The sequence below is a fragment of the Comamonas sp. HJ-2 genome (assembly GCF_053615495.1).
The window spans coordinates 88,383-113,027 of sequence record NZ_JBSIFD010000021.1 but is presented as its reverse complement, the minus strand read 5'-3'; the positions used below and the strand labels follow the sequence as shown (position 1 = coordinate 113,027).

At 62.8% G+C, this 24,645-nt stretch carries 21 protein-coding genes; 12 read left to right on the top strand and 9 right to left on the bottom strand.

Annotated features, from left to right (window positions below; genetic code table 11):
- Positions 1–168 precede the first annotated feature (168 nt).
- Together ACWGXF_RS17700 and ACWGXF_RS17695 are read left to right on the top strand one after the other, a co-directional pair.
- The gene (locus tag ACWGXF_RS17700) at positions 169–1,413 is read left to right on the top strand and encodes a TolC family protein (RefSeq protein ID WP_087866463.1); all 1,245 of its coding nucleotides are present in this window, start codon (positions 169–171) and stop codon (positions 1,411–1,413) included.
- 210 nt (positions 1,414–1,623) lie between these two features.
- Positions 1,624–2,865, top strand: a complete 1,242-nt coding sequence (locus ACWGXF_RS17695; protein WP_046460573.1) for a helix-turn-helix transcriptional regulator — start codon at positions 1,624–1,626, stop codon at positions 2,863–2,865.
- A gap of 78 nt (positions 2,866–2,943) precedes the next feature.
- Here ACWGXF_RS17695 and ACWGXF_RS17690 read toward each other — a convergent pair whose 3' ends face one another.
- The gene (locus tag ACWGXF_RS17690) at positions 2,944–3,888 is read right to left on the bottom strand and encodes a LysR family transcriptional regulator (RefSeq protein ID WP_054073868.1); all 945 of its coding nucleotides are present in this window, start codon (positions 3,886–3,888) and stop codon (positions 2,944–2,946) included.
- 15 nt (positions 3,889–3,903) lie between these two features.
- Positions 3,904–4,878 carry a quinone oxidoreductase family protein gene (locus ACWGXF_RS17685; RefSeq protein WP_256628591.1) on the bottom strand — a complete coding sequence of 325 codons (975 nt, stop codon included), beginning with the start codon at positions 4,876–4,878 and terminating at the stop codon, positions 3,904–3,906.
- A 241-nt stretch (positions 4,879–5,119) separates the two neighbouring features.
- Between ACWGXF_RS17685 and ACWGXF_RS17680 the strand changes: the two genes are divergently transcribed.
- Genes ACWGXF_RS17680 through ACWGXF_RS17665 form a run of 4 tightly spaced genes read left to right on the top strand, consistent with a single transcriptional unit; the run spans position 5,120 to position 10,368 of the window.
- Positions 5,120–5,386 (top strand): DUF2164 domain-containing protein, encoded by a 267-nt coding sequence (locus ACWGXF_RS17680; protein WP_003068137.1) that lies wholly within the window; start codon positions 5,120–5,122, stop codon positions 5,384–5,386.
- Between the two features lies 1 nt (position 5,387).
- The gene (locus ACWGXF_RS17675) at positions 5,388–5,666 is read left to right on the top strand and encodes a hypothetical protein (protein WP_452102218.1); all 279 of its coding nucleotides are present in this window, start codon (positions 5,388–5,390) and stop codon (positions 5,664–5,666) included.
- 29 nt (positions 5,667–5,695) lie between these two features.
- Positions 5,696–6,940, top strand: coding sequence for an exonuclease subunit SbcD (sbcD, locus tag ACWGXF_RS17670; protein WP_256628592.1), 1,245 nt, complete (start codon positions 5,696–5,698; stop codon positions 6,938–6,940).
- Positions 6,937–10,368 carry an SbcC/MukB-like Walker B domain-containing protein gene (locus tag ACWGXF_RS17665; RefSeq protein WP_452102217.1) on the top strand — a complete coding sequence of 1,144 codons (3,432 nt, stop codon included), beginning with the start codon at positions 6,937–6,939 and terminating at the stop codon, positions 10,366–10,368. The genes sbcD and ACWGXF_RS17665 overlap by 4 nt, the downstream gene beginning before the upstream one ends.
- Before the next feature lie 8 nt (positions 10,369–10,376).
- Here the strand turns inward: ACWGXF_RS17665 and ACWGXF_RS17660 are convergent, their stop codons facing one another.
- Positions 10,377–11,321, bottom strand: a complete 945-nt coding sequence (locus ACWGXF_RS17660) for a dioxygenase family protein (RefSeq protein ID WP_452102216.1) — start codon at positions 11,319–11,321, stop codon at positions 10,377–10,379.
- A gap of 343 nt (positions 11,322–11,664) precedes the next feature.
- Between ACWGXF_RS17660 and ACWGXF_RS17655 the strand changes: the two genes are divergently transcribed.
- The 5 genes from ACWGXF_RS17655 (at position 11,665) to ACWGXF_RS17635 (ending at position 18,154) form a co-directional block, all read left to right on the top strand.
- A complete protein-coding gene (locus tag ACWGXF_RS17655; protein WP_012839868.1) occupies positions 11,665–12,780 on the top strand; it encodes a TRAP transporter substrate-binding protein in 1,116 nt (371 codons plus the stop codon).
- Between the two features lie 116 nt (positions 12,781–12,896).
- Positions 12,897–13,469 (top strand): TRAP transporter small permease subunit, encoded by a 573-nt coding sequence (locus ACWGXF_RS17650; protein ID WP_003068125.1) that lies wholly within the window; start codon positions 12,897–12,899, stop codon positions 13,467–13,469.
- Positions 13,466–15,403, top strand: coding sequence for a TRAP transporter large permease (locus ACWGXF_RS17645; protein WP_452102215.1), 1,938 nt, complete (start codon positions 13,466–13,468; stop codon positions 15,401–15,403). Before ACWGXF_RS17650 ends, ACWGXF_RS17645 begins: the two co-directional genes overlap by 4 nt.
- 220 nt (positions 15,404–15,623) lie before the next feature.
- On the top strand, positions 15,624–17,408 hold the full coding sequence (locus tag ACWGXF_RS17640; protein ID WP_452102214.1) for an NAD(P)/FAD-dependent oxidoreductase: 1,785 nt from the start codon (positions 15,624–15,626) through the stop codon (positions 17,406–17,408).
- A gap of 176 nt (positions 17,409–17,584) precedes the next feature.
- On the top strand, positions 17,585–18,154 hold the full coding sequence (locus tag ACWGXF_RS17635) for a hypothetical protein (RefSeq protein ID WP_054073861.1): 570 nt from the start codon (positions 17,585–17,587) through the stop codon (positions 18,152–18,154).
- An 18-nt stretch (positions 18,155–18,172) separates the two neighbouring features.
- Here the strand turns inward: ACWGXF_RS17635 and ACWGXF_RS17630 are convergent, their stop codons facing one another.
- From ACWGXF_RS17630 to pyrC, 6 genes are all read right to left on the bottom strand, one after another.
- Positions 18,173–18,967 carry an oxepin-CoA hydrolase, alternative type gene (locus tag ACWGXF_RS17630; RefSeq protein WP_452102213.1) on the bottom strand — a complete coding sequence of 265 codons (795 nt, stop codon included), beginning with the start codon at positions 18,965–18,967 and terminating at the stop codon, positions 18,173–18,175.
- Positions 18,968–19,053: 86 nt separating this feature from the next.
- Positions 19,054–19,422, bottom strand: a complete 369-nt coding sequence (locus tag ACWGXF_RS17625) for a YXWGXW repeat-containing protein (protein ID WP_003068115.1) — start codon at positions 19,420–19,422, stop codon at positions 19,054–19,056.
- A 124-nt stretch (positions 19,423–19,546) separates the two neighbouring features.
- Positions 19,547–20,419 (bottom strand): protease HtpX, encoded by an 873-nt coding sequence (gene htpX, locus ACWGXF_RS17620; RefSeq protein WP_452102212.1) that lies wholly within the window; start codon positions 20,417–20,419, stop codon positions 19,547–19,549.
- A gap of 73 nt (positions 20,420–20,492) precedes the next feature.
- On the bottom strand, positions 20,493–21,311 hold the full coding sequence (locus tag ACWGXF_RS17615; RefSeq protein WP_202787687.1) for a DUF3025 domain-containing protein: 819 nt from the start codon (positions 21,309–21,311) through the stop codon (positions 20,493–20,495).
- Between the two features lie 14 nt (positions 21,312–21,325).
- The gene (locus ACWGXF_RS17610; protein ID WP_202787688.1) at positions 21,326–22,207 is read right to left on the bottom strand and encodes an NYN domain-containing protein; all 882 of its coding nucleotides are present in this window, start codon (positions 22,205–22,207) and stop codon (positions 21,326–21,328) included.
- A gap of 149 nt (positions 22,208–22,356) precedes the next feature.
- Positions 22,357–23,403 carry a dihydroorotase gene (pyrC, locus tag ACWGXF_RS17605; protein WP_452102219.1) on the bottom strand — a complete coding sequence of 349 codons (1,047 nt, stop codon included), beginning with the start codon at positions 23,401–23,403 and terminating at the stop codon, positions 22,357–22,359.
- Positions 23,404–23,532: 129 nt separating this feature from the next.
- On the opposite strand from pyrC, the gene ACWGXF_RS17600 reads away from it, so the two are divergent.
- Entirely contained in the window at positions 23,533–24,639 is a 1,107-nt protein-coding gene (locus ACWGXF_RS17600) for an ornithine cyclodeaminase (RefSeq protein WP_452102211.1), read from the top strand.
- The last annotated feature ends 6 nt before the right edge of the window (positions 24,640–24,645 follow it).

Genomic DNA, 24,645 nt, shown 5'->3' with positions numbered 1-24,645 from the left:
GGCAGGGGGATTGATCAGTTCCACGGCTCTGACCTTGCTGTTGTTACCACTGCTGTTTGAGCGCTTTGGCGTAGCACGCAGTGCTAGGGAAGTACAAAAATGAAAGCTGCAAACGCTTTTTGCAATAGAGCACACGGTAGCTCCAAATCGTATTTTCTGAGTTTGCCTATGAAAAATCGTCTGCTTCATGCCTGTGCCGCAGTTCTACTTTTTACGAGTGCAGCCCAGGCTCAGAGCTACCTGCCTTCGGAGACGGCGGTGCGCATGGCGGTAGAACAATCGCCTACTGTGCAAGCGGCCGACGCAGCACGAAGGGGTGCTCAGGCTCGAGCCGACGGTCTGCGCGTGGGCCCTCATGAAACGGTAGCCCGAGCTAGTGGTCAGCGCCGTTGGACCCATGATGGCTCCGGCCAGCGATTCACCGAAGGCCAGATTGCCATCGAGCGACCGCTACGACTCTGGGGCAAGGCAGCCGTCGACGCCGAGCTGGCCGAGACAACCCGGGCCACCGGCCTGCTGGCAGCGCAAGACGCCCGGCACGAGACTGCACGCCAATTGCTGGCCTTGTGGTTTTCGGTTCAGCGCTCTGCTCAGGCCCGGCAGGCGGCGCAGGGCAATGCCGATGCCGCCGCTGAGCTTGCAAGCATCACCGAGCGCCGTCTGCGCGCGGGCGATGCGGCCAGGCTTGAAGCCGAGCTGGCGGCCGCCGAACAGGCCCGCATGCTGGCTGCGCTGGCCGCAGCAGAGGCCGCACAGGCCTCGGCGCAGGCCGAGCTCTGCTCACGCTTTCCCGACCTCTGCCCTCTGGCCGGCATTTCAATCGACGCAAGCGCGCTGCCCGCACTCCCGAACGGATCGGAGGCTCAGCTGCGCTCGCGCTACATAGAGCACAGCCATGAGTATTTGCTGGCCCTGTCCGAGGAGACTCTTGCGCTGCACCAGGCCCGCCGCACGGATCTCGAACGCCGCCCAGACCCCACGATCGGTGTGTTTGCCAGCAGCGAGCGTGGTGGTGCCGAGCGCATTGCAGGCCTCAGCATCAGTCTGCCACTGGGCTCCGCCCACCGGGCTTCCCAGGCTGCGGCCGCGCTGGCCGATGCCGATGCGGCGCTGTCGCGTCGCCTGGCGGTAGCCAGACGCCTGGGGGCGGACTTCGATGTGCTCTGGAGTCAGCTGAATGGCAGGCGTGCTGCAGCCGCGGCGCAGGTCCGAGCGGCGACGCTTCAGCGCAGTGCGACCGACCGCACAATGCGCGCCTATCGTGCCGGCGAGTCCGGCTTGGCCGAGCTCCTGGCTGCGCGCCGTGTGCTTGCCGACGCAGTGCTGGCCGAGCGCATGGCACGTATGGACACGCTGGAGAGCGATAGTCGTCTGCGCCTGGACCTGCATGAGCTCTGGGACTTTGACGATTGATGTCTCGCCAAGCAGTGCGATGCCTCCGTGTGCCGGCACCTGCGGCTGCCGGTGCTGATCGGGCCAGGACCGAGAATGTCGGCCCGGCCAATTCCTGCCGTCCTGGCCAGCGCCGGAGCCAGGGACACTAATGACACCATGGATGAAGTCTTGCAAATCGAAGCCGAACAATCAGGCGCAGATAATGCGGGACAGCAAGAGGTCAACGCAATGAGCCCCACCTACGGCAAACTGAAACCCATGGATTACGCACAAGCCTCAATGACTTTTGCTCTCAAAGATGGCTCGATCTCCGGAGTTCAGAGCCCAGAGACAGCAGAGCTGATCAGTGCGGAGCGCTTCAGCGAATTCATCAATCACCTCTACGATGCGGCTTCTTTGCCGGAGGCCTGGGTTCCCTGCCTGGAGGTGATTCGCACGCATATGCGCAGCAATTTTGCAGTGCTGATCATCCGCCAGACCGAGGGAGACAATATCGGTTTGACGATCACTGCATCCGGAGGGCTCGAGGGCTTGCTTACGCACGACGTCTACAGCGAGCACAGTCCTTTCCTTGGCATGCCCAAGGAACAATTCAAGACCATTCCCGACCTGATGTCCGAAAGCGAATGGCGCAGCAGCGTCTATTACAAGGACTGGTGCCGTGTGCACAATATTTTCCATGTGATGGCTGCCGATATCGTGACCACCGATGGCAGTGTCTACGGCCTGCGGATCACGCGCCCCGAGTCGGAGCCGGCCTTCAGCCAGCGGGATCTGGATCTGGGCCGCATGATCATGCCGCACATCCGCCGTGCACTGAATATGCATCTGGCACTGCACCATGATCGTCAGGTCATGTCGCTGTACAGCACCGTCACGGCTCGCTTGATGGTGGGTGTCGTCATCCTGGACCAGAATGGCCAAGTGCTGGAAAGCAATCCTGCGGCCAAAGGCATTCTCGATGCTCAGGATGGACTCAGGATCTCCGGTGGCATGCTGGAGGCTGAATATGCCAGCGACAACCGAAAGCTCCAGCGACTGGTCAAGGATGCCTTGCTGTCCTCCCTGGCATCCGCGTCCGTCATGACCGAAGGCATCTCGATTGCCCGTCCTTCGGGTCAGCTCAACTGGGGGCTTGTGGTCCAAAGCATTTCCTCGGGTGACAACGCAGAGGCCAAGAGCCGTCCCTGCGTCGCGGTGTTCATGCGCAACACCGATGACAAGGCCGATCCGTCAGCGCACCTGGCGCAGCAGCTGTTTCAGCTCACGTCGGCAGAGACCGCGCTGGTGATCCAGCTGACCCACGGCCTGACGCTGGAGGAAGCAGCCAAAGCGCTGGGCATTCGCCTCAATACCGCAAGAGCTCACCTGCGCTCCATCTTCTCCAAGACCGGCGCCCGCCGTCAAAGCGAGCTGGTACGCTTTTTTCTCAATAGCGCTGCCTGGCTGGGAAGCAAGAGCGGCTCCTGATCCTCGCGCGGCAACCGAGTTCCAGGCCTTGAGCGACCTGTACTCATCGCCCTGAAGCAGCAGGGCAGGCAGGACTCCTCAGCGGTCTAAGGGCCGCCAGGGAGCCGCCGCAAAGGCCTCCGTCACCCATTGCTTGAACGCCTTCATGGCGCCCGTGTTGTACTGCCCCGAAGGTCGTAGCAGGTAAATGCCGCCGGCCTCCCCCAATGTCCATTGCGGCAGTATGCGGACCAGCTCTCCAGCATGGATGGAGGGCATGAGGTGCCAGTCGCTCCCGGCGATGATGCCCACCCCTTTGATTGCCGCATGAAGCAAAGCTTCGTTGTCGTTGCTGAGGATGGAGCCGCTGACGCGCACTGATTCGGCAACACTGGCGACCTTCTTTCCTGCCGACTGAACCAGTCGCCATTGCGGAAAGTCCAGCAAGCCGGTGTAGCCCAGGCAGTTGTGACGGACGAGATCTGCAGGCCTGTCTGGCGCTTCATGGCGCTCAAGATAGCTGGATGATGCACACAGAAGGCGGTACTGATCGCATAGCCGCGTGGCAACCAGCCGGCTGTCCGCCAGATTGCCGATACGTATGGCGGCGTCAAAACGCTCTCCCACAATGTCCACGATGCGCTCGCTGTACTCCACTTCGAGCGCCACTTCCGGGTAGGCCAGGGAAAAATCCGCCAGCATGGGGCTGATCCACCGCCGCCCCATCGTCGCGGGCATGGACAAGCGCAGGCGCCCCCGTATTTCCTGCGCTCCCTGAGCTGCTTCCTGCTCTGCATCCCGAATCAGATGGGCAGCCTGGCGCAGCTTTTCGACAAGTCGCCAGCCTTCGTTGGTGAAATGCAGCTGGCGCGTGGTGCGCTCCACCAGGCGCACGCCCAGTCTTCGCTCGAGAGCCTGCATGCGCTTGGAGAGCACCGAAGGGTGACGCGCCAGCAATCGTCCCGCAGCGGCAAACGAACCCTGGTCTGCCAGTGCGACCAGCGTGGCGAGCTCATCCGTGTGCTGGCTGTCGAATGTCTCCATGGTGTCTGTAGCGATTCAGGGGGTGAGGATGATCGAGCCTTGCGAGCGTCCTTGCTCCAGGTCTGCATGCGCCAGGGCTGCGTCCTTGAGCGCGTAGCTTTTCCATATGCGAGGCGTGAGTATGCCGCCTGCGATGGCGTCAAGCACGTCCTGCACACGGCTTTGATACTCCTCTATCGTTGCCGTATGCGCGGCCAGAGACGGACGGGTCAGAAACAGCGAGCCCTTGGCATTAAGCTCGCCAACCTCAATGGCAGGCGGCAGGCCCGATGTGGCACCAAACGACACCATCAGCCCTCTGGGTCGTAGGCAGTCCAGCGAAGCCAGGAAAGTGTCTTTTCCGATGGAGTCGTAGACCACGTCCACCTTTCGTCCCTGCGTGGCCTGCATCACCTGGGATGCCAGTGTCTGCGCATCAAAGACAAACACCTGATCGCAGCCTGCCGCCTTGGCTCGTTCCACGCTGGCGGGCCTGGAGACGACGCCCAGAACCTGGGCGCCCAGATGCTTGGCCCACGCGCACATCAGCTGTCCGAGAGCCCCGGCAGCGCCATAAATCAGGACTCGGCTGTCTTGACTCACCTGGCCGGTGGTCTTGAGCAGGTACTGAGCCGTGATGCCCTTGAACAGGACCGACGCGGCGGCATCATCCGCGAGACTGTCCGGAAGCCGGATCAAACGATCAGCGGGGAACAAGCGCACACTGGCATACGCGCCCAGCGGCCCGGTTGCGTAGCCGACACGGTCCCCCGACTTCAGGCCCGACACTCCCGAGCCCACGGCTGCCACTGTTCCCGCACCCTCCAGACCCAGCCCCGAAGGCAATGCAATCGGCACCAGGCCCTTGCGCTGATTGACATCCAGAGGATTGACACCGATGGCGGTCTGCTCGAGCAGAACTTCGCCCGGCCCCGGTGACGGCAGATCCAGCTCTTCGAGCTGCATCACTTCGGGCGCACCTGAGCTGTAGATTCGAATGGCGACAGCCATGGCTTTTCCTTGGGAATGATGAAGAAACCATCGTATTCATGCCATCTGCGTGCATCAACATGAGCTCATGCACATAATAAGTGCATGTGGTGCAGCAATCACCGCATGACGCTCCGTACTTGGCCGAAGCCATGAAGCGGACTGCCACTGTCACACCGCCAGTTGCGAGACAAGGTAGTTAGTCAGCTGAAGAAGAATCCGACGCTTGAAGCGAAAGAAAATTTACAAGAAAGCTTGATCAATGAGCATAGAACTCCCCAAACACGCGCAGCAGCAGGCCATTGCCTCCATAGAACGCTATTTCCGCGAAAACATGGACGAACCCATAGGCAATATGCAATCCGGCGCCCTGCTGAATTTCTTTCTCGCGGAAATAGGCCCCAGCATCTACAACCGTGCCGTGGCCGATGTGCAGGAAAATCTGCAGGCCAGGCTGCAGGAGCTGGACTATGAAGTCGGCAAGGAAGAATTCAGTTACTGGACGGCCAAGCGCACAGGCAAGCGCTGAAATGATTCCAGCCAGACGCCTGCAAGCAGCTCTGCGGCCAGACCAGCTGGCACCGACTGCGGCGGCGTTGGAGAAACTGGCTCATTCCCTCAGGGATGAAGGCATGAGCCAGGCCGCGCTCTACCGCCTGTTCCAGGCCGAGCATGCGCGCTCGGACCTCGATGAACCGCGTCTGGAAGCGCTGGCCGAGACCATGGACCTGATCTGGGGTGGCGGCTGGGCCAAAGGCCATGCCTTGTTCGAGCAGGAGCTGTCGCAAGCACGGCTGGACAGCGAGTAAGACGGGGCCGGCTGGCATACCATCGCCGCATGCGTCTTCTCCATACCTCCGACTGGCATCTGGGCCAGCACTTCATGGGCCGCAGCCGTCAGGCCGAGCATCAGGCCCTGATCGACTGGTTGCTCACCCAGGTGCAGGCCCATGCCGTGGATGCCGTGCTGATCGCCGGCGACATCTTCGACACCGGAGCCCCGCCCAGCTATGCGCGCGAGCTGTACAACCAGCTCATCGTGCGCCTGCACGACGCAGGCGCGGCCTTGCTGATCCTGGCGGGCAATCATGACTCGGTCAGCGTGCTCGATGAAAGCCGCGAGCTGCTGACCTACCTGGGCGCCCAGGTGGTCAGCTCGACCGGCGACGAGGCCCGGCATGTCGTCACGCTGCCTCGACGTGGCACCGCGCGGGAGCCGGGCTGCATCGTCTGCGCACTGCCCTTCATCCGCCCGCGTGATGTGCAGCAAAGCCAGGCCGGACAAAGCGCACAGGACAAGCAGCAGGCACTGCAAGCCGCGATTGCATCCACCTACCAGCGCGTGTATGCCGCCGCCCTTCAAACGCAGAATGAGATACAGGCCAGCCAGGGCGAACTGCTGCCCATCATTGCCACCGGCCATCTGACCACGGTGGGTGCCAGCAGCAATGAATCGGTGCGTGAAATCTATGTAGGCGCACTGGAGGCTTTTCCGACCAATGCTTTCCCGCCAGCCTGCTATATCGCCCTTGGCCATATCCACAAGCCGCAGCTCGTCGGCGGGCTCGATCACATCCGCTACAGTGGCTCGCCCATCGCCCTGGGCTTTGACGAAGCCAGGCAGACCAAGCAGGTACAGCTGGTGGATCTCAATGCCGATGGGCTGCAGGCCGTCACCGCCCTGCCCGTGCCGATGTTCCAGCCCATGGCCTCCATCGCCGGCAGTCTGACGCACATGCCTGCATTGCTGAAATCTGCCTCGGCCCAGGCACAAGCCGATCGACCGGTCTGGCTGGAGGTGACGGTACAGGAAGACGACTATCTCTCCGACCTCACGGCACGCGTGCAGGCCATGGCCGAGTCGCTGCCCGTGGAGATTCTGCGCATCAAGCGTCAGCGCGGCCAGGCTGCGGCACAGCTGTCCGGCGAAGCCCGCGAGTCGCTGGATGAACTCACCCCCCTCGATGTGTTTGCGCGCCGACTGGCCCAGGAGAGCCTGGAGCCGCCACTGCAATCGGCGCTGACCGAGCGCTATCAACAGGTGCTGCACGGCCTCCACGACGAGCAAGGAGCAGCGGCATGAGAATTCTCAAACTGCGGCTGAAGAACCTGAACTCGCTCAAGGGCGAGTGGAACATCGACTTCACCGCTGCCCCCTTTGCCGACAACGGCCTGTTTGCCATCACCGGATCCACGGGCGCTGGCAAGTCCACGCTGCTCGATGCCATCTGCCTTGCGCTCTATCACCAGACGCCGCGCCTCGACAGCATCAGCGGCAGCAACGACATCATGACGCGCCACACCGGCGAGTGCGAAGCCGAGGTGGAGTTCGAAGTCAAGGGCGTGGCCTACCGCGCCTTCTGGAGCCAGCGCCGCGCGCGCGGCAAGCCGGATGCCGCCCTTCAAGCTCCCAGGGTGGAGCTGGCACTGGTGGCGGACGGCAGCATACTCACCACCCATATCAAGGACAAAACCCGGCGCATCGCCGAAATCACCGGACTGGACTTTGCGCGCTTTACCAAGTCCATGCTGCTGGCCCAGGGAGGCTTTGCCGCCTTCTTGCAGGCCACGGCCAATGAGCGCGCCGAGCTGCTCGAAGAACTGACCGGCACCGATATCTACGGTCGCATCTCGCAGTCCGTTTTCGAAAGAGCGCGCGACGCCCGCCAGGCCCTGGAAAAGCAACAGGCCCAGGCACAGGGCATGCAACTGCTGGATGCAGGCACACGCGAGCAGTTGCAGTCCCAGGCGGCACTGCTGCAGACCGGCTTGACGGATCTGCAGGCACGCCACCAGCAACTGCAAACCGTACAACGCTGGCAGGCACAGACCATGCAGGCCATGGAGGAGGTGGAGCAGGCACGCAATGCACAAGCAAACGCCCAGCAAGCGCTGAGTGATGCAGCACAAGATTTGCTGCGCCTGCAGGCCCACGGACCTGCGCAGGCAATCCAGCCCATGCACCATCGCTGGCAGCTGGCACAAGACCAGCAAAGCGAACAGGCCGCGCAATTGCAGCAACTGCATACCCTGCGGCTGCAAGCCCAAAGCGCGCAATGGCATCAACACCAACAGGCCCGGCAACTGGCCGGCGATCAGCTGCAGCAGTCAAGGCTGCAGCTGCAGTCTGCACTGGCCCGGCAGGCCGACTTAACGGCATGGCAGCAAGCCCATGCCAGCCGCGCCCTGCTGGGTGAAAACCTCAGCGGCTGGCGCGAGCAGCTGCAGCAAGGCCAGCAACTGCAACGGCAAACCGTCCAGACAGAAGGCCAGATGACGCAGCTGCAGAAGCTCGCCCGGCAACTGCAGCAGCAAGCAGACGCACAGACGCAGCAATCCACGCAGTCGACACGGCAAGTCTCCCAGACGCTGCAACAGCAGCAGGCCGCAGAGCAAGCCCTGCAGCAGCAGCTGACCACGCACGGCAGCCTGCCTCAGCTGCGCAGCCACTGGCAAAACGCAGAGCGCCAGCTGCATCACTGGCAGCAGTTGCAGGAACATGCCGCACTGCGCCAGCCCCTGGACGTGCAGCAGCAGCGCAATTCGCAGGCGCTGAGCTCCGTTGATTCCCGCATTCAGGAGCAGCTGGCGCAACGCGATGACTTGCGTGCGCAGTACAAGGCTCTCAAGGAAAAGGTGGCCGACAAGCAAGCCCTGCTTGACCAGGAGCGCCTCATCCAAAGCCTGCAAGAGCACCGCGCCGCGCTGCAGCCCGGAGATGCCTGCCCGCTGTGCGGGTCTCAGGATCACCCAGCCATCACCGAATACGCGGCGCTGGATGTATCAGCCACAGCCGCTGCGCTGCAGCAGGCACAGAGCGAACTCGAGTCGCTGCAGCGCCAGGGCGAACAGCTGAACACCGCGCTGGCCACTGCCCAGGGTCAGCGGCAGCTGCAGCAGGAGCAGCACCAGGCCATTGCCCAGCAGATTGAAAAATGGCTGTCACGCTGGGCTGACTTGCGCGCGCAGAGCGCAGTGCCGCTGGATGAGGCGGCATGGCAGCAGCCCGAAGCACTGCACACCGCTTGCGCTGAAGCCGGGCAACAGATTGCGCAGCTGCAGCAGAACCTGGCCGATGCCGAAACTGCCGAACGCCAGCTGCAACAGTCCAAGGACGCCTGCCAGGCGGCTCTGCAACACCAGCAGCAGATCGAGCATGCACAGGCCAGCACCCGGCAGGCTCTGCAGAACAATCTGACGCAGCAGGAGCAGACCGCTCAGGCACTGCAAGCCTTGATGCAGCAGGCCGGCGACCTGCAAACTCGCTTGCAGCTTGCCCTGCAGACGGCAGGCTACGCATTGCCCGAGAGCGCGGACACCGCAGACTGGCTGGCTGCGCGTCAGCAGGAATGGCAGCAATGGCAGCGTCAGCAACAGGCAATGCAAGAGCTGACCCAGCAGATCGACCTTCTGCAACGCCAGGTCGAACAAGCCGCGCAAGATGCCGAGCACTGGCTGCAACGCAGCCAGGCCCTGCCTGACATGTCCGCCGACGCCACCGCCTATACAGTGCCAGCCGCTGCCACGCTGCAGGACTGCAGAGTTCTGCTCGAACAAACAGCGCAGCAACTGGCCAGGCTGCAAGGTCAGGCAAGCCAGGCACAAGCCACGCTTGAGCAGCTGCAGCAATCGACGCGGCAGGCCCAGGCCGAATGGCAGCAGGCGCTGCAGGCCAGCCCGTTCTCCGACGAAGCGCAGTACACCGCAGCCCTGCTGTCCGATGCCGAACAGCAAGGTCTGCAGGCACTGAGCAACCAGCTTCAGGGCGCGGCACAACGCGCAGCCGCCTTGCAGGCAGACGCCAGCCAGCGCCTGACCGCACTGCAAGCACAGGCGCTCAGCGACGAAGCACCCGAAACCATTACCGAGCAGATTACCCAGCTGGAGACCGAACGCGCCCAGCAAGCCGAGCAACTGGGCGCCCACCGCGCCCGCCTCAAAGATGACGATGACCGCCGCGCGGGCCAGCAAGCCTTGCTGGCACGGATTGCCGAGCAGGAACAAGACAGCGATCTCTGGCAACACCTGGACAGCCTGATAGGCTCCGCCAGAGGCGACAAGTTCCGCAAGTTCGCACAGGGGCTGACGCTGGATCATCTGCTGCATCTGGCCAACCGACACCTGGAGCGCCTGCACGGTCGCTATCTACTGCGGCGCAAGCCCACTGGCGAGCTGGAGCTGGACATCGTGGACGGCTGGCAGGGCGATGTGGCGCGCGACACGCGCACGCTCTCGGGCGGCGAGGCCTTTCTCGTCAGCCTGGCACTGGCACTGGCACTGTCCGATCTGGTCAGCAGCAAGACCTCGATCGATTCGCTATTCCTCGACGAAGGCTTCGGCACGCTGGACGGCGATACGCTGGAGATGGCCCTCGCCGCGCTCGATACACTCAACGCCAGCGGCAAGATGATTGGCGTCATCAGCCATGTGGAAGCGCTCAAGGAGCGCATTCCGGCGCAGATCCGCGTGGAAAAAGCAGCCGGAATCGGCTACTCCAGACTGGTGATCTGAAGCCTGGTTCAGGTGCCGGGCGGAGGTGGCGGCATCATGCCCGGGCGCGGCGGCCGCCGCCCCGGGCCTCCTGGCCCGCCTGGCGGCATGGAGCCCTTGACCTGGCAGAGCTTGTCGGCACTATCGCTGCGCACCACCACGGTCTTCGATGCCAGCATCACCCCTCCCAGGTTCTGCACATCGAAGACATAAGGCGTCTTGTCCGGCTCCTGCCCGACCACGTTGTCCACATCCAGGCGGGTATCGGGCTGGCCCTTGTCCCTGTAAAGCGGCGCCTGCGCAAAGATCTCGCTGTTGAGCGCATCGCTGAACAACAACTGGCTGGTCAGCCACGATGCAGCGCTGTCCGCCGGGTCGTAGCTGCCTTGCAGAATGCGAAAGTGCACATGCACGGCGCGGCCGCGATACCAGCCGGGGTAGCAGCTGTCGAAGCGCGCCACGCCATTGCCGTCGGTGCGTTGATAGCCGCGAAAGAACTGCTTGTTCCCATCGGTCGCATCGTTGTTGCACATGCGGTGGATCTGGCCCGAGTAACCGCCCGTGTGATTGGTATGCCAGATCTCCACAATCGTGCCCGGCACCGGCTCGCAGCGCTCGTTGACCACGCGGATCTGCATATGCAGCGGCAGGCCATCCCAGCCATCGCTGACATCCATGCGCTCGGGAGACAGCGTATGGCAGGGGCCGATGGTGGCCTCGCAGGTCAGGCGGCAACTGCCCGCCAGCCCGGCACCGGCAAACGGGTTGATGCCGCGCACGGCGGCGGTGATGGCCTTGGTGCCACCGCTCAACCATGGAGCAGCCGCTTTCCCCACGCTCCTCACCGACTCCGTAGCGGGAGCTGCGCAGCCGAGCAAGGGAATGACGGGCAGCACCCCCAGCACAGCACCGGAATGCTGCAGCCAATGTCTGCGGGTAAGCGGTAGAAAAGAGTCGGAGGATGAATGAGACATGCAGCTTTGGCGTCAAGTCAGACTGACTGACTGCATGCTAGTGCACGGCAAGTCATTCAGGCGCTTGCCTTGCGAGCTTTACCGCAACGATACATCCACGCAGTGCCCCCCAAATTACCCTTAACCGGCAAATCTCCAGCACTGCCAAACACTCACCAATCCATAGCAAACACCACTTTAATTTCGGGCGTAATAGATTGATTTCAATAAGAAAATATCAAGAATTCAAGCCGCCATCCACTCATCAAGTCTGGTGTTAACCCTCTGCGCCGGCCTGTCACTCGCTTCAAAGATGCATGCACTGGCGGAAGGCCAGGATAACCACCCAGAGGAGATGAAGTAGATGACACAGGAGACCCAGAAAACCGGCCGCCGCAACCTACTCAAAGGTGCCGCGGTGGCTGCTTCCGCCATGTCCGTGCCCATGATAAGCACGGCCCAGACCACGTCCTGGCGCTTTCAGAGTACCTGGCCAGCCAAGGATATTTTTCACGAGTTTGCCCAGGACTTCGCGAAGAAAGTCAACGACATGACTGGCAACCGCCTCAAGATCGAGGTGCTGCCTGCCGGCTCCGTGGTGCCTGCATTCCAGTTGCTGGATGCCGTATCCAAAGGCACGCTGGATGGCGGGCACGGCGTGATTGCATACTGGTATGGCAAAAGCCAGGCCGTAGCGCTGTGGGGGTCCGGACCGGCCTTTGGCATGGATGCCAATATGGTGCTGGCCTGGCACAACTATGGCGGAGGCAAGGAGTTGCTGGACGAGATCTACGGCGGCCTGAAAATGGACGTGGTCTCCAAACTCTACGGCCCCATGCCGACCCAGCCGCTGGGCTGGTTCAAGAAACCCGTGGCCAAGGTGGAGGACCTGAAGGGACTGAAATTCCGCACCGTCGGCCTTGCCGTGGATGTGTTTACGGAAATGGGTCTGGCAGTGAACCCGCTGCCTGCCGGTGAGATCGTTCCAGCCCTGGATCGCGGCCTGCTGGATGCCGCCGAGTTCAACAATGCATCCAGCGACCGCGTGCTGGGCTTTCCGGATGTGACCAAGAACTGCATGCTGCAAAGCTTTCACCAGTCGAGCGAGCAGTTCGAGGTGCTGTTCAACAAAACCAAGTTCAACGCCCTGCCGGCCGAGATCAAGTCCATCATCGAGTACGCCACCCAGGCCGCCAGCGCCGACATGAGCTGGAAGGCCACCGACCGCTATGCCAAGGACTATGCAGAGATGCAGTCCAAGCAGGGCGTGAAGTTCTACAAGACACCCGACACCATCCTGCGCGCCCAACTGGCCGCCTGGGACAAGGTGACATCCAAGAAGGCCTCCGAGAACCCCATGTTCAAGCGGGTGATGGACTCCATGCGCACGTTTGCCCAGCGCAGCGGGCGCTGGCAAAACGATACCGACCTCGACTTCAAGATGGCCTGGAACCACTACTTCGCGCAAAAACGCAGTTGATGCCGACACAGCGCAGCCCAGAAGGGGCTGCGCCTGTCTGCCTCCCGCAACCCCGCCCCGGCAGGCGGGCATCCCATCCTCTTCGCACCTCGCTGCATCACGCAGCGGAGACTGCCATGCAAAAAATTCTGCTTGCTGTCGATGCGTTCTCGACCTTTATCGGCAAGGTGGCGGCCTGGGCCGTGGTGCTGCTGACAATGCTGATCAGCTGGGAAGTATTCTCCCGCTACGCACTGAACAAACCTCACGCCTGGGTGCTGGATGCACAGATCATGCTCTACGGCACCATGTTCATGCTGGCCGGCGCCTACACCCTGTCCAAGAACGGCCATGTGCGCGGCGATGTGCTCTACGGCTTCTTCAGCCCGCGTGCGCAGGCTGCCGTGGATCTGTGCCTGTACATCCTGTTCTTCCTGCCTGGCGTACTGGCGCTGACCTGGGCCGGTTGGACCTATGCCCACGAATCGCTGGACATTCGCGAGCAGACCTTCTCTGCCCATCCGTTGCCGCTGTATCCATTCAAATTCATGATTCCGCTGGCTGGTGGCGTGCTGCTGCTTCAGGGCCTGGCTGAAATCGCCCGCTGCATGCTGTGCCTGCGCGACGGCCAATGGCCCCGTCGCGGCGCAGACGTGGAAGAAGTGGATGTGGAAAAGCTCAAGGAAATGGTGCAGGAGGGCAAAGCATGAAGATGCGCAAGGAACTCTGGTTCGGCTTTTCCATCATGGCCCTGGTCGTGCTCTCGGCCATCGTGCTGCTGCTGGGCGTAGAAAACATCACCAACGGCCATCTGGGCCTGCTGATGCTGTCGCTGGTGGTGGTCGCCATCATGCTGGGCTTTCCCACTGCCTTCACGCTGATGGGCATGGGCATGATCTTCACCTGGCTGGCCTATGAGCGCGATACCACACGCACACTGGATTTGATGGTGCAGTCAGCCTACAAGAGCATGACCAATGACGTGCTCATCGCCATCCCCCTTTTCGTCTTCATGGGCTATCTGGTCGAGCGCGCCAACCTGATCGAAAAGCTGTTCAAAAGCATGCACCTGGCCATGGCCCGCGTGCCGGGCTCGCTTGCTGTGGCCACGCTGGTGACCTGCACCGTGTTTGCCACCGCCACCGGCATTGTGGGCGCCGTGGTCACGCTCATGGGCCTGCTGGCACTGCCCACCATGCTGCGTGCCGGCTACAGCACGTCCATGGCGGCAGGGGCCATCACGGCGGGTGGCTGCCTGGGCATCTTGATACCGCCTTCGGTGCTGCTGATTCTCTATGGCGCGACAGCAGGCGTTTCCGTCGTCCAGCTGTATGCCGGCGCTTTCTTCCCCGGCCTGATGCTTGCCGGCCTGTACGTGGGCTATGTGGTTATCATGGCCAAGATCAAGCCGGCCTGGGCACCACCGCTGTCAGCCGCCGAGCGCCTGGTAGCTCTACCGCCCCTGACGCGCGAGCTGCCCGCCACCGCTCAGCAATACGCCCCCATGCGCCTGCTGACCGCACTCAAAGGCCAGCGCAATGCACAGGTTCCCACGGGCTATCTGCTGCGCCAGCTGGCCGTGGTGGTTCTGCCCGGAATGCTGTTCCTGCTGCTGGCTGCCAGCAGCTGGCAGGCAGTGACGACGCCGAAGGTACAGGAACAGTTCGAGATCCAGCCCATAGGCATGGAAAGCGGCAGCTCCTCCAGCTCCGGCACTGGCCTTGCCGAGCCGCCTATAGAAGGTGGCTTGCAGGAACCACCCACAGAAGGAGGGCTGCAGGAGCCGCCCGGCTCAGAGTCCTCCGCCCCGGTGGCAGCAACGGCGCCGACAGAGCCTGAAACAGGCAGCAACGCACCGGGCGTGCCTGCTGCCAGCCAGGCTGAAACCCAGCCAGCCCCCACCTGGTGGTGGATTGGCTTTGCACTGCTGGGGACCTGCACCGCACTGTTTTATCTGTTTCTGAGTTTTGCGCGGCTGGAAATCTTCAAGATGCTGCTGGGCTCGTTCTTTCCGCTGGTGGTGCTGATCCTGACCGTACTCGGCTCCATTGTCTTTGGCCTGGCCACGCCGACCGAAGCGGCTGCCATGGGCGCCTTGGGCGGCTTTGTGCTTGCCGCTGCCTACAAGCGCCTGAGTATCGATGTCGTCAAGGAGTCCGTGTACCTGACTGCCAAAACCTCGGCCATGGTCTGCTGGCTGTTTGTGGGCTCGGCCATTTTCTCCGCCGCCTTTGCATTGCTGGGCGGGCAGGAGCTGATAGAGCGCTGGGTGCTGTCCATGAACCTCAGCAAGATAGAGTTCATGATCCTCTCTCAGGTCGTGATCTTTCTGCTGGGCTGGCCGCTGGAATGGACGGAGATCATCGTCATCTTCATGCCCATCTTCATCCCTCTGCTCAACCACTTTGGCGTTGACCCGCTGTTCTTCGGCCTGCTGGTGGCGCTGAATCTGCAGACGGCCTTCCTCTCTCCGCCCGTGGCCATGTCTGCCTTCTACCTCAAGGGGGTGGCACCGCCTTCGGTGACGCTCAACCAGATATTCGTGGGCATGATGCCCTTCATGGGCATACAAATCCTGGCCATCGTGCTGCTCTACATCTGGCCGCAGATCGGTCTGTGGCTGCCGCAACTGCTCTACAAATAACAAAAGGCCACCAGCACATCACTATCAAATGCATAGCTGGCTGCGCTTGTTACATAGCAACTTCGTATTCAAAGAGATGAGAACATGAGCTGTATCAAGCGCAAACCGCTATCTTCTTAGAAGCGATAAGCACAACAAAAGCCGAGGTCACCATGGCCTCGTCGCGCAGTCATCAGGTCTTTGCCGTACCATCCAGACCCTTGCTTGATAGGTACAAGCCATGATCCGGATCGCAGAACTCAAACTCCCTCTCTCGGCGGTTGAATACCACCCCGAGAACCACACCGAATACCAGCCCACGGACAAGCTCACGCAGCTTGCGGCCGAGCGCCTGGGAATTGCGGCCGCCGCCATTGCCAAGCTGCATGTGCACAAGCGCAGCTTCGATGCGCGCAAGGCGGAGTTGCTGGCCGTCTACATCGTCGATATCACGCTGGCCGACGAGGGCCAGGAGGCCGCGCTGCTGACGCAGTTTGCCGACCATCCCCATGTCAACCCGACGCCAGACATGAGCTGGCAGCCCGTGGGTCAGGCTCCGGCCGATCTGGATGAGCGCCCCGTGGTCGTGGGCTTTGGCCCCTGCGGCATGTTTGCCGGGCTGGTTCTGGCCCAGATGGGCTTCAAGCCCATCGTGCTGGAGCGCGGCAAGACCGTGCGCGAGCGCACCAAGGACACCTGGCGGCTGTGGCGCAAGCGCGAGCTGACGCCCGAGTCCAATGTGCAGTACGGCGAAGGCGGCGCCGGCACCTTCTCCGACGGCAAGCTCTACAGCCAGATCAAGGACCCGCGCCATCTGGGCCGCAAGGTGCTGGCCGAGTTCGTGACCTATGGCGCGCCGCCCGAAATTCTCTACGCGGCTCACCCTCATATCGGAACTTTCAAGCTGGTCAAGCTGGTCGAAGGCATTCGCGAGGAAATCGTGCGCCTGGGCGGCGAAATCCGCTTCGAGCAGCGCGTGACCGATGTACAGATCGAAGAAGTCGACGGCCAGCGCCAACTGGTCGGCCTGCAGGTGCTCGACCAGGCCACAGGCCAAAGCTATGCGCTGCCCACCCATCATGCAGTGATGGCTCTGGGCCACAGCTCGCGCGACACTTTTGCCATGTTCTACGAGCGCGGCGTGGCCATGGAGGCCAAGCCCTTCTCCGTGGGCTTTCGCATCGAGCATCCGCAAAGCGTGATCGATCGCGCCCGCTGGGGCAAGGATGCCGGCCACCCGCTGCTGGGCGCTGCCGACTACAAGCTGGTGCACCATGCCAAAAATGGCCGCGCCGTCTACAGCTTCTGCATGTGCCCGGGCGGCACCGTGGTGGCAGCGACCAGCGAACCCGGGCGCGTGGTCACCAACGGCATGAGCCAGTATTCGCGCGCCGAGCGCAATGCCAATGCCGGCATGGTCTGCGCCATCAGCCCCGAGGACTACCCGCAAGACGCCGAGAGCTTTGCCTGGGCCTTTGACGGCAAGACCTTTGGTGTTGAAAAGCAGCAAAAAGGCGAGCATCACCCGCTTTCCGGCATTGTGCTGCAGCGCCAGCTGGAATCCAGAGCCTATGTGCTCGGCGGCCAGAACTACAGTGCGCCCGGCCAGCTCGTGGGCGACTTTGTGACTGGCAAGCCCTCCACCGAATTTGGCGAGGTGCAACCCTCGTACAAGCCCGGCATCAGCCTCGGCGATCTGCACCAGGCCCTGCCCGCCTATGCGATCGAAGCCATGCGCGAGGCCCTGCCCGCCTTTGGCAAGAAGATTCGCGGCTACGACATGAAGGATGCGGTGCTGACCGGTGTGGAAACCCGCACCTCGTCCCCGGTCAAGATCGGCCGCGGCGCCGACTTCCAGAGCGATAACACGCGTGGTCTGTACCCGGCCGGTGAAGGTGCGAGTTACGCGGGCGGCATTCTGTCGGCCGGTGTGGACGGCATCAAGGTCGGCGAAGCAGTTGCGGCCGCGATTCTCGGCGTAGAGGTGCCCTCCTCGGGCGCGCGCGGCTCGGGCGGCGCGCTGTAAGCAACGCGGCAGCGGCCTCTTTGTGTGCCCCAGGCATGGCTGCCCCGCAGCTGGCTGCCTTTAAGGGGCACGAGCACACCGCTGGTCATGGCTTTTACAAGTTTTGGGACGCTGACTGACATGGTCCAGGGCCTGGCATCGCTACGCTGGGGACTTCATCGCATGCCAGCGTCATCATGAAATCTCTGCGACTCGCCCCTGCCTCTGCCACCCTGGGACTGGCCTGCTGGCTGGCTGCCGCCAGTGCCGGCGCACAAACTAGTGATCCCGCTGCCGCGGCGGACAAGAGCGCCGACAAGCCCTCGGCGCTCTCGGGCTGGATGTTTGGCTACGCCCCGCTGGACTGGCATTTCTCCGATGCCAAGAAGGAAAACGATTTCGAGCCCGACGAACAAAAGCACGCCTATGTCTGGCTGATCCAGGCCGAGAAGGAGCTGGACGAACGCCATATCGCAGGCTTGGCCTATTTCAGGAATTCATTCGGTCAGCCCAGCCAGTACGCCTACTACGGCTGGCGCTTCAGGCCGTTTGACAGCGTGCCAGGCCTTTTCTTCAAGGTCACGGGCGGCATCATTCACGGCTACAAGTTTCCGTACAACAAGAAGATCCCGTTCAACAACCGGCATGGCTGGGGCATCACGGCCATTCCGGCCGTGGGCTATGACTTCAATCGGAACTGGGGAGCCCAGATCAATGTGCTGGGCAATGCCGGCGTGATGTTCCAGCTCAACTACACGGTTCGCTAGCTCGCCAGAAGCGCTCCATCAGGCTCCGCGCAGCCTGGCAAAGTCGGGCGCACGCTTTTCCAGAAAGGCCGCGATGCCTTCGCGGGACTCCTCGCTGCCCTGGGCCTCGACCATATGGTCAGCCTCCAGCGCCAGCTGCTGCTCCAGGCTGTGGTTGTGAGCCACCCGGCACAGTGCCTTGATACGCGCAGTCGCCACCTCCGGCCCCTGGGCCAGTTGCCGCGCCAGCTCCAGCGCTTGGGCCAGGGCCTGGCCCGGCTCCGTCAAACGGTTGATGCAGCCATACGCATGCATGCGCTCGCCGCTGATGCGCTCACCCGTCAGACAGAGCTCGGTCAGCAACTGACGGGACATGAACTCGGCCAGAAACGAGGTCGCGCCACCGTCGGGGGTGAGACCGACCTTCACATAGGCCACCGAGAAAACCGCCGACCTTGCCGCCACCAGCATGTCGCAGGCCATGGCCAGCGACAGGCCCGCACCTGCGGCAGCGCCTTCCACCGCCGCGATCACGGGCTTGGGGCAGTCGCGTATGGCACGCATCAGATGATTGAGGTCCTCAAGCTTTAGGCGGCGTTCGGCCAGCAGCATCTCGCGCCTCGTTGCCAGCTGGTTCAGATCGCCGCCAGCGCAGAAATGACCGCCCTCGCCCGTCAGAATCACGGCGGCCACCGAGGCATCGGTGCCGGCCGCACGCAGCGCTTCCATGACCGCGTGGTAATACTCGGGCGACAGCGCATTGCGCGCTGCCTGGTTGTTGTTGGAGAGGATGAGAACAGCGCCTTCGCGGCGGGTGACAAGAGCAGGATTCACGGCAAACCTCCTGCATCCGACTCTAGCGATACATGCACGGCCCGCCTAGCGGGCGGATGCCCTCTCTTGTCACCTAGCGGACGCCCTCAGCGGCGCGGTCCCCAATGGCCGCCGCCGTGATGCCAGCCGCCAGGACCATGATTCCACCCACCTTCATGCCAGCCATAGCCGGGACGTGGCGGCATGGCCCAGCGGCCGGGACGCCAGTTGTAGCGCCCGCCGCCCCAGCCCCAGGAGCCGCCGATCCAGACATAGGCCGGCGAGGGAGCCACCGGGATCACCTCGTTGATCAGGGGAGGCGGGGCCATGGGTGCATAGACGTCGCCCGCAACCACCTCGGTTCCATAAGCCGGATAGGCCGGGGCCACCACGCAGCCCGTAAGCAGGGCAGCGGAGCCGCCCAGCAGCAAGACCGGCAGCAGTCGGCGGGTCATGGTTTGAGAGATGAAGGACATCACAACTCCTGAAAGTCCGGGGACATGTATATGCTCCTACAACGCAAAAGCCCCTGCCGGTTGTTGACAGGGGCTTGTGAAGCAGCGGTAAAGACCGGCTACTGCCGTTTACACATGCGTACGCTTAGCGGGCGTTCTGCAGTGCAGCAATGCGCTGCTCGATGGGCGGGTGGGTAGAGAACAGCTGGCCGATGCCACCGGCAATGCCCATGGCCGCCACGCTCTTGGGCAGCTCGCCCGGATGCATTCCGCCCAGACGGGCCAGCGCATTCATCATGGGCTGCTTGCGCCCCATGAGCTGGGCAGCACCCGCGTCGGCACGGAACTCGCGCTGGCGCGAGAACCAGGCCACGATCATGGCGGCGACAAAGCCCAGCAGGATATCCAGCACCACGGTGGTGATCATGTAACCGATGCCAGGGCCGGTGCTTTGCTCGTCGTTGCGGCGCAGGAAGGAGTCGACCGCATAGCCGATCACGCGCGAGAGGAAGACCACAAAGGTGTTCATCACGCCCTGGATCAGCGTCATGGTCACCATGTCGCCATTGGCGATGTGGGCCACTTCGTGACCGATCACGGCCTCGACCTCTTCACGGGTCATGCCTTCGAGCAGACCTGTGGACACGGCCACCAGGGCCGAGTTCTTGAAAGCGCCGGTCGCAAAGGCGTTGGGCTCGCCCTCATAGATGCCGACCTCGGGCATGCCGATGCCAGCCTTTTCGGCAAAGCCGCGCACGGTGTTGACGATCCAGGCCTCATCGGCGTTGCGCGGCTCGTTGATGACCTGCACACCCGATGTCCACTTGGCCATGGGCTTGGAGATCAGCAGCGAGATGATGGCGCCGCCAAAGCCCATGATAAAGGCAAAGCCCAGCAGGGCGCCCAGATTGAGGCCGTTGGCAGTGAGGTAGCGGTTGACGCCCAGCAAGCTGGCGACGATGCCCAATACCGCCACCACGGCGATATTGGTCAGTAGAAATAAGGCAATACGTTTCATCGAGGGTGTACTCCACACAGGGGACAAAATGACCAGAACCCCTGAGGCACCGCCTGTGCAGGGCGAATGCTCATCAAGCCAGTTCTCTTTCTGGCAGTACCCGTTGTTGTGTTGTTTGTGCGGTACGTGGGGCTCGGAAAACTAGAGAGTCATCATAGAAGGAAAAGTTCTGGTTTTGCAGGCACCAGTCCGGGATTCCCAATATGGGAATTGGTAGATAGGGCTTGCTGGCCAGATTGCAAGACTGGGTCCGCAACTGATGGTCCAGCCAGCCGTCTGCCTCGGCCAGCGATGCCAGGCGCGGCGCCTGCTCCAGCGGCACGCAGATCACATGCGCCGTGATGGCCTTGCGCGGCTGAACCAGCTTTTCCAGCAGGGCATGGCCTATGGGCAGGAAGCGCGCCTGCTCCCACAGCGCACGCCGGGTCACAAACAGCTCCTGCCAGCGCTTGTCGCGCAGCGCATCGCACAGGGCCTGCGGCGCCAGCAGCAAGCCGCCGTTCTCGTCCAGCACCGTGATCGAATCGCGCAGGCGCCCGCGCTGCGCCCCCACACCCTGGCGCGCGATCTCGGCCGCCTGCAATGCATTGAGCCGTTGCTTGAGCAGCGGCCAGTGCAGCCAGATCAGGCCGTTGAAGAAGTCATGCAGATTGTCGCGCGTGGGAATGCTGCGCCGGCTGTGGATGAATGCCTCATAGGCCTGGCCGGCAGGCAGCTGCAGCTGATCGACGAACTGCCAGCCCGGCAGCAGTCCTTGGGCGGCAGCCACCTCCTGCAAGGCCCGGGCCACGCCGGCACCGCCCAGCACCCGGTCATGAACCTGGCGGCCCAGCGCCTGCAGCGGTGCCAGCCAGGGCGCCTGCCAGTCAATGGCCCAATCCACTGACTGCATTGCGGCTGGCTGCATCAAGGCAGCACCTCGTCCTGATGCCCACGCAGATCGCGCACCGCCACCCTGGCCGTGCCCTCGTCACGCAGCTCGAACACCTGGGTCGCAGCCATGAGCTTGGTCAGCGAGGCATAGCCATAGTTGCGCGCATCAAACGACAACTTGTTGCCGATATGCGTGCCCACCGCAGCCACACGTGCCCAGCCAGCTTCGTCCTGCGTGGCCTTGACGGCATCGCGCAGCATGGCAATGAGCTGCCTGTCTTCCTTGAGCATGTGCGAAGGCACGCGCAACGTGGTGCATGCCGGGGCCGCAGCGCCCGTGCCACCGGCCACCTTGCCATTGCTGACAGGGAGGGTCTGCTCGGATGGCTGGCTTGCCGCAGGCACTGCACGTGGAACCACCTCGGCCTCCAGTGCTTCGCGGCGTTCACTGCGGCTGACAATGCCGTCGCCGAGTTCCTTGAGCGCATCGAAATACAGAAAGCGCGAGCAGGCATTGACGAAAGCCCTGGGCGTCTGCTCCGCACCGAATCCATAGACCGCAGCGCCCTTGGCGCGCAAATGCATGACCAGCGGCGTGAAATCGGCGTCCGAGGAAACGATGCCGAAGGCATCGGGCTTTTCGGTATAGAGCAGCTCCATGGCATCCACCGTCATGGCCATATCGGTCGCGTTCTTGCCCTTGGAGTAGTCGAACTGCTGCATGGGCCGCACGGCGTACTCCAGCAGCTTGCTCTGCCAGCCGTGCAGACCGGCCTTGGTCCAGTTGCCATAGGCACGGCGAATATTGATCAGGCCGAAGGTGGACAGCTCGGTCAATATCTCGTCAATCATCTCCGCGGGCGCGTTGTCCGCATCGATCAGCAAGGCAATCCTGGGCTGGACATCGTTGGGCATGCAATCTCCTGAGCGCTGTTTGGCCAAGCCTAACCGAGGCCTTGCTCAAAGCCAAATTAAAAAAGGAGCAGCTTGCGCAACTCCTTTATTGATTTCAGACCGAAAATACCTTTAATTCAAGTGAACACAGGCGCCTGCAGCTACTGTTTTTAATCCAGCATCTTCCAGGGCAGGGCTTCGCCAAAGCGCAACGGCTTGAGCTGCGCCCCTTCGCCGTATGCAAAGCTCACGGGCGGCTTCCAGCTTTCCTTGACCAGGGTGATGGTGTCGGTGTTGCGGGGCAGTCCGTAGAAGTCGGCGCCGTTGAAGGACGCAAAGGCTTCCAGTTTGTCGAGAGCCCCGACGCCGTCAAACACCTCGGCATACATCTCGATGGCGGCGTGGGCGCTGTAGCAGCCGGCGCAACCGGTCGCGGCTTCCTTCAGATGCGCTGCATGGGGTGCGCTGTCCGTGCCCAGGAAGAACTTGCTGCTGCCGCTGGTGGCGGCCTGCACCAGCGCCAGGCGATGGGTTTCGCGCTTGAGGACCGGCAGGCAATAGAAATGCGGGCGCACGCCGCCCAGGAAGATGGCGTTGCGGTTGAACAGCAGATGCTGGGGCGTGATGGTCGCAGCCAGGAAATCATCGGCCTCAGCCACGTACTCGGCGGCTTCCTTGGTCGTCACATGCTCCATGACGATCTTGAGCTCGGGGAAATCCTTGCGCAGAGGCTTGAGCTGCTGCTCGATGAACACGGCTTCACGGTCGAACAGGTCGATGCTCTGATCGGTGACTTCACCATGCACCAGCAGCACCAGGCCTTCGCGCTGCATGGCTTGCAGCGTCGGGTAGATCTTGCGCAGATCGGTCACGCCATGGTCGGAATTGGTCGTGGCACCTGCGGGGTACAGCTTGCAGGCCACCACGCCGGCCGCCTTGGCGCGCACGATTTCCTGAGGGCCCAGGTTGTCCGTCAGATACAGCGTCATCAGCGGCTGGAACTGGCTGCCTTCAGGCACGGCCGACAGAATGCGGGCGCGGTAGTCCGCAGCCATCTCCGCCGTGGTGACCGGGGGCTTGAGGTTGGGCATGATGATGGCACGGCCCATCTGGCGGGCAGTGTGCGGCACCACGCAGCGCATGGCATCGCCATCGCGCACATGCAAGTGCCAGTCATCGGGGCGGGTAATCGTGATGGTCTGAGTCATGGCCGATATTGTCCCATCTTCCCTGGCGGCAAGGCCGCACCCGACCCCGCAAGAGCAGTGCTCCCACGGCGGTCACAGGCTCTTCTCTCTGGCATTTGGCGCAAAAATCCTCAAAAATGAAGCCAAGGAGGAAGTCTCATGCCTGTTCCTCAAGCTCCGGCCGGTACACCATTCCGGACCGACTTTCTCAGCGCCAGCGACGCTGCCCGGCTGGTCGCGCGCGTCGGCATCACCCAGGTGCTGCGCCTGATCAGCCAAGCCCTCGAGGCCGACTTCGGCCGCTGGCAGGACTTCGACAAAAGCGCGCGCACCGCCGCCCATTCAGCCAGCGGCGTGATCGAGCTGATGCCGGTGGCCGATGCGCGGGACTACGCCTTCAAATACGTCAACGGCCACCCGCACAATCCGCGCCTGGGCCTGCCCACCGTGATGGCTTTCGGCGCGCTGGCCGATGTCGCCACCGGCATGCCTCGCTTTGTCAGCGAGCTGACGCTGACCACGGCCTTGCGCACCGCCGCCACATCCGCCATGGCTGCGCGCCATCTGGCGCGCGCCGGCAACCGCAGCATGGCGCTGATCGGCAATGGCTCGCAAAGCGAATTCCAGGCTCTGGCCTTCATGGAGCTGCTGGGCGTGCGCGAGCTGCGCCTGTTCGACATCGACCCTGCGGCCTCGCAAAAGCTGCTGCGCAACCTGCAGCCGTTCCTGCCCGGCTTTTGCGCCACGGTCATCGTCTGCACCAGCGTGCGGGACGCCGTGGCCGGCACGGACATCGTGACCACCGCCACCGCCGACAAGACCCGCGCCACCATCATCCCCGGACATTTGCTGGAGCCCGGCATGCATATCAATGCCGTGGGCGGTGATTGCCCCGGCAAGACCGAGTTCGATGCCAGCGCCCTGCAGCGTGCGCAGGTCTTTGTCGAGTACGAGCCGCAGACGCGCATCGAGGGCGAGCTGCAGCAAATGCCCGCCGACTTTGCCGTGACCGAGCTCTGGCGCGTGCTGCAGAAGCTGGCGCCGGGCCGGACATCGGATGCCCAGATCACCCTGTTCGACTCCGTGGGCTTCGCGCTGGAGGACTACTCGGCGCTGCGCACCATGCACAGCCTGGCACGAGGCGCGGGCCTGCTGTCACAGATCGAGCTGGTGCCGGAGCTCGCCGACCCCAAGGATCTGTTTGCCATGGTGAGACAGGCAGCCAGTCCCCAGATCATCAATCTTGCGGCCCGTAAGACGGCCTGAAGCGGA